General features: G+C 37.7%; 13 protein-coding genes. 6 read left to right on the top strand and 7 right to left on the bottom strand.

The window, feature by feature from the left end; all coding sequences use genetic code 11:
* Positions 1 to 191 precede the first annotated feature (191 nt).
* The 5 genes from SanJ4206_RS05155 to SanJ4206_RS05135 all read right to left on the bottom strand — a co-directional run bounded on the left by SanJ4206_RS05155 (position 192) and on the right by SanJ4206_RS05135 (position 4,725).
* The gene (locus SanJ4206_RS05155) at positions 192 to 773 is read right to left on the bottom strand and encodes a hypothetical protein (protein WP_003029562.1); all 582 of its coding nucleotides are present in this window, start codon (positions 771 to 773) and stop codon (positions 192 to 194) included.
* A 17-nt stretch (positions 774 to 790) separates the two neighbouring features.
* Positions 791 to 1,945, bottom strand: coding sequence for a helicase HerA domain-containing protein (locus tag SanJ4206_RS05150; protein ID WP_003029564.1), 1,155 nt, complete (start codon positions 1,943 to 1,945; stop codon positions 791 to 793).
* Positions 1,942 to 2,259, bottom strand: coding sequence for a hypothetical protein (locus SanJ4206_RS05145; protein WP_373852501.1), 318 nt, complete (start codon positions 2,257 to 2,259; stop codon positions 1,942 to 1,944). Before SanJ4206_RS05145 ends, SanJ4206_RS05150 begins: the two co-directional genes overlap by 4 nt.
* A gap of 666 nt (positions 2,260 to 2,925) precedes the next feature.
* On the bottom strand, positions 2,926 to 4,218 hold the full coding sequence (locus SanJ4206_RS05140; RefSeq protein WP_003029570.1) for a DUF6161 domain-containing protein: 1,293 nt from the start codon (positions 4,216 to 4,218) through the stop codon (positions 2,926 to 2,928).
* Positions 4,219 to 4,395: 177 nt separating this feature from the next.
* Positions 4,396 to 4,725: a helix-turn-helix domain-containing protein gene (locus SanJ4206_RS05135; protein WP_022524836.1), complete on the bottom strand. Its 330-nt coding sequence runs from the start codon at positions 4,723 to 4,725 to the stop codon at positions 4,396 to 4,398.
* A 261-nt stretch (positions 4,726 to 4,986) separates the two neighbouring features.
* Here SanJ4206_RS05135 and SanJ4206_RS05130 point away from each other — a divergent pair, with 261 nt between their 5' ends.
* Entirely contained in the window at positions 4,987 to 8,055 is a 3,069-nt protein-coding gene (locus tag SanJ4206_RS05130) for an SEC10/PgrA surface exclusion domain-containing protein (protein ID WP_003029577.1), read from the top strand.
* 6 nt (positions 8,056 to 8,061) lie between these two features.
* Positions 8,062 to 8,910 (top strand): hypothetical protein, encoded by an 849-nt coding sequence (locus SanJ4206_RS05125; protein WP_003029580.1) that lies wholly within the window; start codon positions 8,062 to 8,064, stop codon positions 8,908 to 8,910.
* Between the two features lie 107 nt (positions 8,911 to 9,017).
* On the opposite strand, the gene SanJ4206_RS05120 is transcribed toward SanJ4206_RS05125, so the two are convergent.
* Positions 9,018 to 9,314 carry a type II toxin-antitoxin system RelE family toxin gene (locus SanJ4206_RS05120; protein ID WP_003024343.1) on the bottom strand — a complete coding sequence of 99 codons (297 nt, stop codon included), beginning with the start codon at positions 9,312 to 9,314 and terminating at the stop codon, positions 9,018 to 9,020.
* Positions 9,311 to 9,559 (bottom strand): type II toxin-antitoxin system RelB/DinJ family antitoxin, encoded by a 249-nt coding sequence (locus SanJ4206_RS05115; RefSeq protein ID WP_003029583.1) that lies wholly within the window; start codon positions 9,557 to 9,559, stop codon positions 9,311 to 9,313. The genes SanJ4206_RS05120 and SanJ4206_RS05115 overlap by 4 nt, the downstream gene beginning before the upstream one ends.
* A 627-nt stretch (positions 9,560 to 10,186) precedes the next feature.
* Here SanJ4206_RS05115 and SanJ4206_RS05110 point away from each other — a divergent pair.
* From SanJ4206_RS05110 to SanJ4206_RS05095, 4 genes are all read left to right on the top strand, one after another.
* Positions 10,187 to 10,717, top strand: coding sequence for an alpha/beta hydrolase (locus tag SanJ4206_RS05110; protein ID WP_003029588.1), 531 nt, complete (start codon positions 10,187 to 10,189; stop codon positions 10,715 to 10,717).
* 385 nt (positions 10,718 to 11,102) lie between these two features.
* Entirely contained in the window at positions 11,103 to 11,558 is a 456-nt protein-coding gene (locus SanJ4206_RS05105; protein WP_003029592.1) for a hypothetical protein, read from the top strand.
* Between the two features lie 272 nt (positions 11,559 to 11,830).
* Positions 11,831 to 12,505: a response regulator transcription factor gene (locus SanJ4206_RS05100; protein WP_003024352.1), complete on the top strand. Its 675-nt coding sequence runs from the start codon at positions 11,831 to 11,833 to the stop codon at positions 12,503 to 12,505.
* A complete protein-coding gene (locus SanJ4206_RS05095) occupies positions 12,495 to 13,841 on the top strand; it encodes a sensor histidine kinase (RefSeq protein WP_003024354.1) in 1,347 nt (448 codons plus the stop codon). Before SanJ4206_RS05100 ends, SanJ4206_RS05095 begins: the two co-directional genes overlap by 11 nt.
* Positions 13,842 to 14,250: the final 409 nt, after the last annotated feature.

The following is a 14,250-nucleotide window of genomic DNA, read 5'->3' as shown; positions in this document are numbered from 1 at the left end:
GGTCGTAGTAACCCCCATGAGTTCCTATCACAATTTCCCGCTGATAGCGGGAACCGCCCTTCTAGCTCGGCGGCTGCGCTAGGAACAGTTACCAAGATAGAAAAGACTACGCTATTTCTATCCTGCTTCCTGTTTGAAATGGGGTGCTTTTCTGCGGCTCTTTGTCTGTTCCGACAAAGCCGCAGAAGCACCTATTTAGTGCGAGTGCCAATGGCTTGATAAACGCGGTAGCTTTCAAGCGTGAAGTCGTTAAAGCTATAGGTTGGGTCTAGTTCTGCTAGCTGACTTTTAATATCGGGCAATAACTCTTTGACCATTTTCATAGCTTTATGATTGACAGGTAACTTTATAGAAGTGATGATTTTATCTTCTTCACATTCGACTGTTAAAGACCATAAAGAACGATTGGCAAGACGCTTATCAGCAACGCTGTAAGGAATCTTATCTTGTCCGATATTCAGAGACTTTTCAGAGGTAGTATATGCAAATCTTCGGATTTTATTTGTGTAATAAAGAGATTTCCACATATTGAGTTTTTGATTTGACAACCATTTTATCGCTGTTATCCCAACAAGTAATAGGAACAGTCTCAATGCGAGAGCTAGTAGTTTGGCAGAAAGAAAAGTAAAGATATTTGTAATTATCAAAGGTGTTTGAAAAACAACTAAGCATAATTTGAGGAGAAGTCCGCCTCCGCCTGTTAGAAGTAGAGCGAAACTTAAAAGATAAAAAGTATTATAGAAATTAAAATTTTTAAAATAATATTTAAACATAATATAAATGTACCTCGTTAATACGTTGGCGTCAGTAGTGGCATAATGTGATTGTTGTGCTGATCATCTGTAAACTTGATGATACCCGTCCCGATGCCAGCTGGGACAACAATATGGTCAATATTTGCATGAGGCAATAAGAACTGCGTTGTGTTCGTGTTGATGTCGCCTAATATAATGGCGCAATTGATTTGTTCTCGAACGGCTGTATTTCCACCAAAGGCAGTTGCGTCAAAGCGTTGAGAGATGAGAATCAAGCTGACTTGTGTCTCACGCCCTAAAAGGGCAATCGTTCCAAGTAATTGAGAGAAAGTATCTCTTGCTTGCTTCGAGCTACCTTGCACTAAAGCAAGGAGTTCATCAATCACAACGTAAATCTTTGAAAATCGTGTAGTAGGATTGATGAGCAATTTTTGTTGCCGCTCATAAATCTTGTTTATCACTCGTCCTAGAAGTTCGTTGACTTCTGTAATAAAGCTATTGAGATTAGAGCCAAAGGTAGGGGATAAAACTTCTAAGTTTAGCTCTCTTCCTAGTTTGTAAATTTGAGACAATTTTGGATCAACGAGCAAGAGATGAGTAGCAGAATCAGCGTTTAAGCATCTAATTAAATATTCAGTGAATTTTGATTTTCCTGACCCTGATGAGCCGCTAACGGCTAGATGAACAATGTTGTCCATATTGAGACTGACCTTGTTTTTCATGATTGGAATGCGGTTGCTAGTTACTTCTGTAGCAATAAACTGGTCAATATTTTCAATCATTAGACGCTTTGGAATCCCATCTATCCAAGGGAAAAAGAGGGCTCGTGCGAGATTGGGCTCTTCGGGGTCATAAGGAACAAAGTAAGCACTGGTTTGCGGTAACAAAGTTTTGTAAGGGTATAAAATTCCTGAACAAATCGCATAGATTTTCATATAAAGCTGATTGTCAAGGGAGTAGGAAACGGGCAGATTTGGCAGATAGAGAAAGCCGCGGTCATTGCCAGCCAGACGAATCATAAACGAATTTGTATAGCTCGTCTCACCGTTGACATCGAGGGCATTGTTTAGGTTTCGTTGAATAAAAGTGCATAACTCATGCGGGTCACGGAAGGCCCCACTAGATGCGGTTTGGTCTAGTGGGTTTCGTGACGGTTGAGCTTGCTTCTGATGTTGCATGCTGAAACTCATGATTTCACCTCATGTACTTCATCAGCACGGAAGTAGATATTGTAACGAACTTCGCAGGCTTCTAAGTTGTCAAAGTTGACGGCAGATAAGTAGCTTGGCAGCGCAATCTTTTTAGCGAATTTCACCGTAAAAGGTGGCAGCCCTTCTTGCGTGAACCAAGCGCGATAAGCTACAATCTCATCTGTACGATGATTATTTTCAAAACGATATTGCGGTTCTAGCTCTGTACTCAAGAGATAAATATCTTTGTTTGAATCAAGTGTATGATTAGCGAGTTCTGAACTATAACCAGATTGAGTGATTTTCCTCATAATAAGAAAATCTTCCTTTCTATTGAGTGCTTAGGACAGAATGTCCTTCTAAAGGACTAGCTCCCCTTTCCTTTGACGCTAAAAAAAATATAAAAAAACGTCTTCATCTATCATGATAAGACGAGGAAAGGAGAGCATAGTAAGTGGACTGTTGGCATGCCATGTAGCTCGGTTTAACGTCATGAGCTGGACGCAGGAGGGACATAAACTATTTGTAATGAATTTGTAACTTGACAAGTTGGTGAAATCATCTTATAATTCCCTTTAGGGAAATACGATGTAGGGTGACGATAGAATCTATATATAATTTTTTTTTAACAAAGATATTGTTTTTGTATCTATGATGAATCAGAACTTATTAAAACTTTTACTCTCCATTCATTGATTTAGCGCAAGCTTTGTTGGGCGACTTGAGCCCAACAAAAAAAGTATGGGTACTCTACCCATACTAAATTCAATATCTCTGTTTTTATTAGTTGAAAAATCATTTTGTCTCATACTTGAAAGATGGGCACCCTGCCCTCATAAACTTATATATTATAGTTTTTGTAAATAAAAATTGCCGCCAAAAATGACGGTATGACATTTAGCAGTCTAAAATAATCTGAGTTCATACACCTTATAAACACTAAAAGACAGTTAAAATAGCTGTCTTTTTTTATTTTCAACTTATTTTATGCTTTTAGAAAGTAGAGCTATTAGTGCTTCGGATTCACTAGAGTTATCAGTTTTTACAAGACCAGTTTCTGTTTTGCTAAATAAAGCATTAAAAATTATCAGGCGTTCTTCTTTATCTACCTCTTTACCATCATAAACTAGCGCTTGATAAAATCTTGTTAATGCTTCTTTTTGCTCATATTCCATAGCCATATGCTGACTTGAAATAATAATCTTAATAACAACCCGAACGAGATATATCAAAAAAGAAACTAGTGCAACATAAATAAATGATTGCGAAATGAATGGAATATTTTTTATCGTCCCCTGTAAATAATCATGTATGTTAACCACTAAACTCCCTGCAGAGCATATCAACGCGACAATAAAAACCCCAAGACCACCCATCCACCACCAAGTTTTAATTTTATAATTCTTTGAACGTTCTTTCCATAACTTTTCAGGCGATTCAAGTTGTAATTTTTTCTCGTAGGTATCTTCTAAAATCTTTATAGCTGTTTCTTTTTTATCTCTCCATTGTTCAAGATTATTTTTAAATTCATCTACTTCACGAGAATGTTCAATGAAAATCTCTCTAATTTTTTCATCATTTTTCTCAACCAAGTTAGCTGTTTGCTTGAAATGCTCTTCTGTTTCTTTAGCGAGATTATCTACAGATTCTGAAACAGGTTGGACAAGTTTATTCTGAATCTCCTTAACAGAAATTTTGAGTTTAGGCATCTCTCTATTGAGTACAAACAAAGCTGGTAAATTTCTTTCTGATTCTGTAGACGAAAGATAATATCCAATATTATTTTTGTTCTTTTCAATCTGAATATAATTTCTTATTGCATCTAGCAAGTAATCTGTAGCCCAGCTGTTTAAGTAAAAATCTATAAACAATCTTATACTTGCTATGTCTTTATCTTTATTGATTGGACTATCAATATCTATTCGATAAGTTCTAATTTCTGTTGAAACTTCGCTTGAATAATAAGAACTAAAATAATTATACATAAAATTATTTACGTCTTGATTGTCAAATTCTTCCTTATTCTTGAGAAAATCTTTTAATTGTTCAAACTTCGTCTTCCAATTAGTCCATTTCTCAAAAATAGGAGTAGCCATATCATTATCTTTATTTTTTCGCTCCCAATATTTATAATTGGATTGAATTATAACTTCTAGCTCAGAAAAGGTCATCTCGGGTTGATCATAATCTAGATTACAACTATCATTTTTAATCTCAAATCGGAAATATTCATCCATAAAATTAGAAATTTGTGCATTAGTCTGTCTGGTCATTCAATCTCCTTGTCTGTTGTGATTTTATTGATATTATTTCTCAAAGAGACACTTATATATAGGATTGTTATGTCATACTCTATATACTCTTTGTATAATGATTGTAACATTATACAAACTAGTATATTTACACATGTGACTCTCTCTAGAAATGACGGTTTCTTTATTATTCAAAACTCAACTCTCTAATAATACGGTAATGGCATCAATCACTTTCTTTTGTTTTTCTTGTGGGAGTGATTTCAGATGTTGGACTAATTGGGTTAAATCATCTTCTTTCTCCTTGTCTGTTACTGCCATATCAAAAAAGGTTTCAATATCAACTTCTAGGGCTTGCATCACCCTTTCAAGAGTGTTGATTTTGACATTTGGGGCAAGATGCTCTAGTTTATAAACGTAATTTGTGCCTAAATCCGCTCGTTCTTCCAGTTGTTCTTGGGTCATTCCTCTTTCTAATCTTAAAAGGCGGATTCTTTTCCCAATGTAATCTCGTAATAATTCTTTCATATCGTACCTCTTTTTCTCCATGATACCGATTTTTAGGGAGAAAGATAACTTCTCAAAAGGTTGATTAATAACTTTACAAGATTGGTTTTAGGTGCTATAATCAATCTGTGACAACTTTTTAAGGTTGGATAGGGGAACGTTTTTCTCAAAAATTTTTCAAAAATCATGCTAAATACTTGACAAAAACGCTTGTTATACTACATATAACAAGGCTTGACTTTGTAGTCAAGCCTTCCTAAAAGTTAAAAAACAGGAGGAACTATGGGAAACAAGGTTATTAAAGGTACAGCAACAGGGGCTATAGCACTAGCTGCGTTTGGTGTAGCTAATGGGGCAACTGTACAAGCGGACGAAGTGGTCAAATCGTCAACGGAGATCTCTTCAGATGTAACAGCACCCAAGGCACATAATATTAAAGTCTTAGACGGTGTTCTATTGACGAAGGATAGCGCTGTGGTCACCACCACCCCAACAGAGAAGACGGTTGAGGAAGCGCATGGGATTAAGCAACAAGCCGATCAAGCGGTGACCGACCAAGCCGGGAAAGTAGCTGAAAGTGCTCAAATTGAAGCGAACAGCCAAAAGGCTGTTGAAGATGCTACCGCAAAAGTAGCCGAAGCGGAAAAGAATAAGGCTGCCGCTACACCAGATGCGATTGCCCAAGCGGAAAAAGGCGTAACCGATACGCAAAAAGAAATTGCACAAAATCAAAAAGCAAGTGATACTGCAGCCAATGCGACACAAACGGCAACTGATGCGGCGACTGCCCAAAAAGCACAGGTGGACAAGAGCCAAAAAGCGGTAGAAGATGGACAAAAAGCCGTTGAGAATGCCCAAAAAGGTGTCGATACCGCCAAAGCAGCGCTCGACGGCACCGGCGAACAAAAAGCCCTCGATGAACAAAAAGCGGCCAACAAAGGCTTAGAAGATGCCAAAAAGGCAGAAAGCGATGCCACTCAAAAATTGGTAGACGCTAAAAAGGCAGATACCGACCGTCATGCCCAAATCGAGGACTTGAACAACCAAGCAGCCACTCAAAGCAAAACGGCAACCGACACGGCAACCGATGCGGCTGCGAAAAAGACAGCGGATAGCGCAGCTAAAGCGGACGTTAACACCGCTAAAAAGGCAGTAGAAACGGCTCAGGCAGCCCTCGATGGAACCGGCGCCCAAAAGGTCTTGGATGAACAAAAAGCTGCTGAGAAGGCTCTTTCTGACGCCAAAACCAAAGAAATGGAAGCCGCTCAAAAATTGGACGAAGCCAAGAAAGCAGATGCTGACCGGGATGCCAAAATCAAAGACTTAACCGCAAAAGAAACGGAACAAACGGCAGCCAAAACCGATGCCGAAAATGCCCTTGCGGAAGCCAAGAAAAATGCGGAAGCCAAGAAAGCAGTCAAAGAAGCAGCCGAAGCCAAACGTGATGCCTTGCAGAAAGAATTGGATGCTAAGAAAAAGTTGTCTAAAATACCGAAATTCACACCAGAAATGATTGCAGCTTATAAGAAGTTTGTAGATTCTGGTAGAAGTCAAGAAGCAAAAGATGAATTTTTCGATTCTATGGACGCATGGTTTGAGCAACAAGCTGGATTATATGAAGCACCTGTAGTACCAACAGATCCATCAACTTTCGATCCAGCACATCCAACACGTGATCAAGTTCGTGCCCTATCACAATACTATGCGCATGTTTTAACAGAAATGCGTCGTCAAATCTGGGGTCCAAATGCGAAATCATATACCACAGAAGATGCCATTACATCTGTAATGAAAATTGCTAAAGCATATGCAAAAGAAAACAAACCATTGTCATCTGGTCACAGTCGTGATGCATTAAATGAAGGTAGTGCAGCAGGTGGAACAAACTGGACATCTGAAAATATCGGATTTATTGGTTCTGGTACCACAACCATGACGGAAATGTATCGCTACATTTTTGAATCAATTTTGGGTACCTTTAGAACCGATTACAATCACAATTATGGTCACATTGTCAATATGTTGACAGAATCCGATAATGACCAACACGTTGTAGGAGTTGCAACCAGTGTAACACCAAATGGTGCTGCGCGAGAACACTCTGTTTCATTTGCAACAAATGATAATGCCCTACCAGACCCATATGACACTACGCAATTAGAAAAAGACTTGGCACAAGCCGAAAGCGACTTCCAAATGGCACTCACAGCTTTCAATGAAGCAAATGGAGTTCTGACTGCTAAACAAGCGGCTTTTGATGCAGCTAGTCAAGCACTCGCTGCTACTCAAGCTGAATTGGCTACTGTACGCAACCAAGCGCTCCAAACACCTAGCGCTAAAATGGCACACCGTGCGGCAGTTGCAACACGTACTAGCGCAGAAACCCGCAAAGCGAGTGCAGACAAAGCGGTTGCCAACCTCAACGCATCGATTCAAGAAAAACAAGCTGCATTGCAAAAAGCACAAGGTATCTTAGCTGCCAAAGAAGAAGCGGCTCAAAAGGCTGCTACCGCCCTTCGTGAAGCAGAAAGCAAAGCAGTGGAAGCGCAACAGATGCTCAATGCCACCAAAGCCAAATTGGCAGCACTTACCGGGGTGAAAGACGCTACACCAGCGGCTAGTGAAGCATTGGAAAAAGCAACGACCGCTCGCAAGGATGCCCAAGCTCGTAAAGATGCGGCAGACAAAGCGGTTGCCAACCTCAAAGCATCTATCAAAGAAAAACAAGCGGCACTTCGTACCGCAGAACAAGCCTTGACGGCAGCTGAAAACAACTTGGCTGTGTTGAAAGCAAGTAAAACAAATGAAGATGCCAAATTGGTCGCTGCTGAACAAGCGGTGGCAGCTGCGAAGAACATGGAAGCTAAATTGGCTGCGGAACGTGCAGTGTTGGAAGGCAAGTTGAAAGACCAACAAAACTTGCTTGCCATGTATAAGAATGCGGATAAGTTGCTTGGTGAAGCAATGAAAGAGCAACTGGTAGCAAGTGCGAAGCATAAGGAAGCTGTTGCGAGAACGTTAGAAGCGCGTAGCAAGCTGGCGGAGCTGTTGAAAGACCAAAAGGATGCGAATAGCCAGTATGAGGCGGTGAAGAAGGCGTATGAGGAGTGGGTTGCTTCTAAGAAAGCAGCAGAAGAAAAAGCACAAGCTCTTTCAATGCGTCAAGCTGCCAAACCAATGACCACAAGCAAAAAGATTCGCCCAACCATTCACTCAAGCTATATTTATAGCCGAGCTGACAAACAACTCCCACAAACTGGAGAAAAAAGTTCATGGCTGGCATTGATAGGTATGGGAATCTTAGCAAGTCTTAGTTTTGGTGTACGTAGAAAACGTGGAAGAAGAGGATAAGGAAATATGACAGAAGAAAAGTTAGCCATTAGTGATTTTAATAGAGAAGAATTGCTTGATATTTTGACTTTGCTTTATGTACAAGGGGATAAAATTGTAACTCTTAACAATAAAATGCAAAATACAATTAAAGCAAACCGTCAACTGAGACTACAGCAAGCAACTAAAAGAAAAAAGAACAGAATAGCCAATATAATTGGAATTGTTTTTGCTGTAGCATTTTTTGCCAGTTCAGAGAGCAATTTCTTTATTACTATACTACAGCTCCCAATAGGATATGTAATAGGGCAGGTTACTGCGAAAATATTCATGTTTCTAACTGAAAAGATGAATGAAAAGATAAGTGAAATCACTAAACATGAAAAACGATCTCTTTTTTTCCCAAAAATTACAATTAATTATGGTTTAACACGTAAACAAGCTGAGAAAGTGTCAGAAGAAGCAACTCTTGAAGCAACAAATACAACGCAGTATCAATCGTATAATCAAGAAAAACAAGATTTAGAAAATGATCCAACCTTCTCATATTTCATTTCTCTTATTCCTGATAATTTTTGTAAACTAGAAGACTTTGCAGGAATGATTGTTCTTTTAAAAGATTACCGTGCAATGAATTTTCAAGAAGCAGCTAATCTATGGCGTACAGAACAACATCAACAACAAATGTTACAACAACAAAAACAATTAGAGAGACAATTGCATCAAAATTATGATCAAGTCATGGCAGAGGTTCGCGAATCTGCGAATCGCTTACGGCAAGACATGCAAAATGCTCGAAATGAATCTTCAAAAGTCAATAGAAACCTTGAAGCTATTAGACGTAATGGGGTAGGTATTAAATCAAGATTGATATAGTATGTAAAATGAAACTGACTTAGAATTATTTCACATGAGGGAAAAAGTCAATATAAAAGCTCTGGTATCTAAAAATACTAGAGCTTTTATAGTATAATAAAAATAAATTAAGGCAGAATTCTTTTTTCAGCAATCTTATAGATTTCAGAATCACTCCGTTTGCCAATCGCAATGACCTCTATAATCTCAATTCCGTTGCTTGTTTCTCTAAAGATAACTCTTAAACCTAATTTTCTATGTTTTAATTTGCGATAGCCTGCTAACTTACCATGGAGAGCTTCACCGACTTTAGGACCATTTTGTTCTAGTTTGAGTAAAGATTTTCTAACATGAATGATTTGACTGTTATCTAATTTAGCTAAATCATTTTGAGCATCTGGAGTTAATTCAACTTGGTAGGTCATTCCCAATCGTCCTCAATTTCATCTAAGCCGTCTCTCCAATTTTTCCCAAAAATTTCATCAACAGTCAAATTTTTACGAATACTAATTTCAAAAGGTATTTTTTGCTCGGTTAAAATTTTTCTGAAATAGATATTGATAGCCGTTGTGTAGTCTAGTCCCATTTCTGATAAAATTTTTCCTACATTTTCTTTTAGGTCAGAATCAATATTCAAATTTAATCTTGACTTATTTTTTGTGAGAGCCATTTTTGCACCTCCTTTTATATCATAAGTATATTATACACCTAATGTCTTCATCTGTCAATTTGACATAAAAAAACTCCTTGAAGTGTTATTCATAGAGTTTCTTTATATGACATCTAAAAGCTGATATTAACCAATGTTAATGGTGAGTTTTTGATTCAGTGCAAAAGCAATCTTACTCATGTTGAGAATTGATAGTTTACAAAGTTTGTTCAAAATCTGTTCAAAAAATTGTTTTTTTATATTCTAAAGCAAGTGATAAAACCTTGATTTCATGCGATTTCTGTTTTTTATTTTAACTTAATTTAACGTAATTTTACTGGCAGGGGACATAATGTGTCCTCAAAAGTCCTTATTGTTGAAGGGCTTTTGTGTTTTTTGAGTTCAATATTTGCTTGTTATTCTCAATAAAATATAAAAGTAAACTTTGTTTTGGAAACATCTGACTGAAAGGATAAGAATATGAAGGCTTATTTTATTGGAGGACTAGGCTGCAATTGCTATTATCCCCAGGACTTTTTTAATGCACTGTCTTTTCCAGTTACTTATCTAGATATTTATGATTCTAGGTTGGAAGAGCAACTGATTTCATTACAGGCGTTGAAAGATTGGTTTATGGCATAAGTTGATATGGATGACGATATTCTGTTAATAGCCCATTCTTTGGGAGCAGATTTAGCAGTTTATCTAACAAGTGTCTATGATAAAATTACGCATCTCGTCTTATTAGATGGTGGATACATTAATATGGATAAAATTTGCCCTTTGAATGTAGAAATTGAAGATTCTCTGAATTATCTTCAAACGAGTGTTTATGAAAGCCTAAAGAAAGCTGTTATAACTGAAAAACAAAGCTCTGCTGTATGGTCAGAAGATTTGGAGAGGGCGGCAAAAGAAAGTTTTGTTTTTGATAAAGTTCAAAAACATTGGCATTTAAGCTTATCTAAAAAGTTAATGACTCATTTATTGACAATAAGACGGCAAGCTTTTAGAAATTTGTCCTTTTTGAAAAATAAAAATGCAATTTTGTTCATTCCAGAAATAAATAAGGAAACGCCAATTTGGAAAAAGAGGGCTATACAGACCATCCCGAACTTTCTAAACCTCATAGAAATGACTAGCTGTAGTCATTCATTGTATATGGAAAAACCGAAAGAATAGCAGCATTACTTGAAGATAAAATGGAAAATAGGTCACTCTTTTGAGAAAAGAGACTATGCTCTTTGCCTTTTCTAGGACAAGTTTTATGAGATAATCTTCTAAACTAAATTGGAATATTCTGATTTAGTTTTTTCTTTTTATATTTTGTGTATCATTTTACTATTTTCTCTCTTTATTTTTAGTTTCTTTTAAGAAAAAATTCAGTCACTTTTAAGAAAAAGTAGATATGATAGTTCCATTCAAAAGAAAGGACGTGATGAGATGAAAAACTCAAAGTTAAATTTGTTTGTCTGATAAATTTTGGCATCAAAGAAGTTATTGTGGCAATACTCTTTGGAATGCAATCTCTGATCGCTTAAAAATAGAAAGAAGGAATTTGACAAAAATGAAACAAGAGAACACAAGTAAGAAAGAGAAGATGATCATGGTTGAAAAAAGTACCAAATGGTGGATGACTGTTGTAGCGAGCGGATCACTCGCTGTTGGTCTTCTCGGTGGGTTAGGCATTGGCTCTTTAGCAACAAATGCACTCAATCAGCAGGCAAAAGTACAGACAAGCACAACAACTCAGGCACAGAATAACCAGCAACAGGGGAACCAAAATCAAGGTGGTCCAGGAATGCCTCCAGGTGGACAACAAAACGGAAATAACCAAGGTGGTCCAAATGGAATGCCACCCCAACAAAATGGCAACCAAAGTGACAATAGTAATAGCCAAAATGGCTCAGGAAACAGTAATAACTCAAAGAAAAAAGCTCCATCAAATGCTGACGGTTCAACCAAATCAGATAAGAATAGTAGCACGACAGAAAATAATGATTCAAATACAACAAATTCTTAATATTTCAGAGGAAGTCATGATATAATAGAATTAAAACGTTAGTAGATTGATTTTCAAAAAGGTGAAGTGAGAAGAAGTCTTTACTTGTACTTGGTTCACGATTAAAGGAGTGGGCAGAACTAAACATTCAAAATGTTTAGTTCGTGATCTTATCCCCTCAAGCCTCAAAGTGCTGTTTTGAGCAATCTGCTACTGCATCGTTAGTTTAGTGCATAACGAATTTTGAAACTAGGAACTTTTGTTCCAGACTTGTATTTTAGAAGGAAAAGCGTATGATTAAGATTCTATTAGTAGAAGATGACCTCGGTTTATCTAATTCAGTATTTGACTTTTTGGATGATTTTGCAGATGTCATGCAAGTTTTTGATGGTGAGGAAGGATTGTATGAGGCTGAGAGTGGCGTATACGACCTTATCTTGCTTGATTTGATGTTGCCAGAAAAAGACGGCTTCCAAGTGTTGAAAGAATTGCGTGAAAAAGGTGTCACAACTCCTGTGCTAATCATGACAGCCAAAGAAAGTTTGAATGATAAAGGACATGGTTTTGAACTGGGTGCTGATGATTATTTGACCAAACCATTTTATTTGGAAGAATTAAAAATGCGGATTCAAGCTCTGTTGAAGCGTTCTGGCAAGTTTAATGAAAACACCCTTTCTTATGGCGATGTCACTGTTAATTTATCAACTAACACAACACTTGTAGACGGAAATGAAGTAGAATTGCTCGGAAAAGAATTTGACTTGCTGGTGTATTTCTTGCAAAATCAAAATGTCATTTTGCCTAAGACACAGATTTTCGATCGCTTGTGGGGATTTGATAGTGATACAACGATTTCAGTTGTAGAAGTTTATGTCTCAAAAATCCGGAAAAAATTGAAAGGGACGACCTTTGCGAACAATCTTCAAACGCTTCGTAGTGTCGGATATATTTTAAAAGATGCTGAATAAACTAAAAAAAACATGGTATGCGGATGATTTTTCTTATTTCATTCGCAATTTTGGTATTTTTACTCTCATTTTCTCAGCCATGACTTTGATTATCATTCAGGTGATGCGCTCAAGCCTTTATACAACGGTTGATAATAACTTGAAAAGTCTCAGTCAGGATTCTGCTTCTGTCATCAATTTGGCACTCGCTCGGAGAGTGGGGATGGAACAGAAGTCAGACAACGGAGAGCCTAAAACCGATACGGGTGACAAAGAGCTTACTGATAAACCAAATGTCAGTGCCAATACGGAAGTTATTTTATTTGATAAGAATTATAAGCCAATCATTACAAGCAATAATTTTCTGGGACTTAATAAACTTTCCTTTAATAGCAAGCAATTGGATCGCATTCGGCAAGTCCAGGTTAAAAGCAATTATGGTCGACAAGAAACCTATCGGATGATTTTATTTGAAGTGAAAATCCCAAATTTGGAAACCAATGTCAAATATGCAGCGGTCTTTATCAATATCAGTCAGTTGGAACAAACTAGTCAAAATCATGAGCAGCTGATTGTAGTTGTGATGATTAGTTTCTGGGGAATTTCCTTGATTGCCAGTGTCTATCTGGCTCGGGTTAGTGTTAAACCTTTGTTGGAGAGTATTCAAAAGCAAAAGAGCTTTGTTGAAAATGCCAGTCATGAGTTGCGCACGCCTCTAGCTGTTTTACAAAATCGTTTGGAGACTTTGTTTAGAAAACCAGAAGCCACCATTATGGAATCGAGTGAAAGCATCGCTTCTAGTTTAGATGAAGTGCGAAACATGAAAATGTTGACAACGAACTTACTTAATTTAGCACGGCGTGACGACGGGATTAAACCAGAAATTGGCGATGTCGAGCCAAATTTCTTTAATACGACCTTTACCAACTATGAAATGGTTGCCGCAGAAAATGGGAAAACTTTCCGATTTGACAATAGGATTCACCGCATGATTAAAACAGACAAGACCTTGCTGAAGCAATTAATGACGATTCTGTTTGACAATGCTCTGAAATATACAGATGAAGACGGTGTGATTGAATTGACAATCTCTGCAAATGATCGAAATTTGTTTTTAAAGGTTTCAGATAATGGTCCGGGGATTAGTACGGCAGATAAGAAAAAGATTTTTGATCGTTTTTATCGGGTTGATAAAGCACGGACTCGGCAGACAGGTGGTTTTGGTCTAGGCTTGTCGCTTGCAAAGCAAATCACAGAAGCTCTTAAAGGAACTATTACGGTGAAAGATAATAAGCCGAAAGGAACTATTTTTGAGGTGAAGATTGCCATTAGAACGGATAATAGAAAGAAAAAATAAGTCAGGAATAACTTGTATCCATAGGGGGAAGGTTGTTTCGGAAGATGAGAAAAACACGAACAAAGTCAGGATTAGTAGTTGGCTATCTTGATCTGTTCGTGTTTTTATCTTGTTTAAAAGCAGAGTTGAATGGTTGAGGCTGGGATGTCAACGTTGCTTTCGTCAGCCGAGCGGACGAGTTGCCTGAGTTTTAGTTTATGCTGTCAGCCGAGCGGACGAGTTGTCTAACTTTTAGTTTATGCTGTCGGCCGAGCGGACGAGTTGTCTAACTTTTAGTTTATGCTGTCAGCCGAGCGGACGAGTTGTCTAACTTTTAGTTTATGCTGTCAGCCTGGCGGACGAGTTGTCTGACTTTTAGTTTATGTCGTCAGCCTGGCGGATGAGCTGCCTGAGTTTTAGTTTATGCTGT

The organism is Streptococcus anginosus (assembly GCF_001697145.1).
Taxonomy (GTDB): Bacteria; Bacillota; Bacilli; order Lactobacillales; family Streptococcaceae; genus Streptococcus; species Streptococcus hominis.
This window is presented reverse-complemented; position numbering and strand designations above follow the sequence as displayed.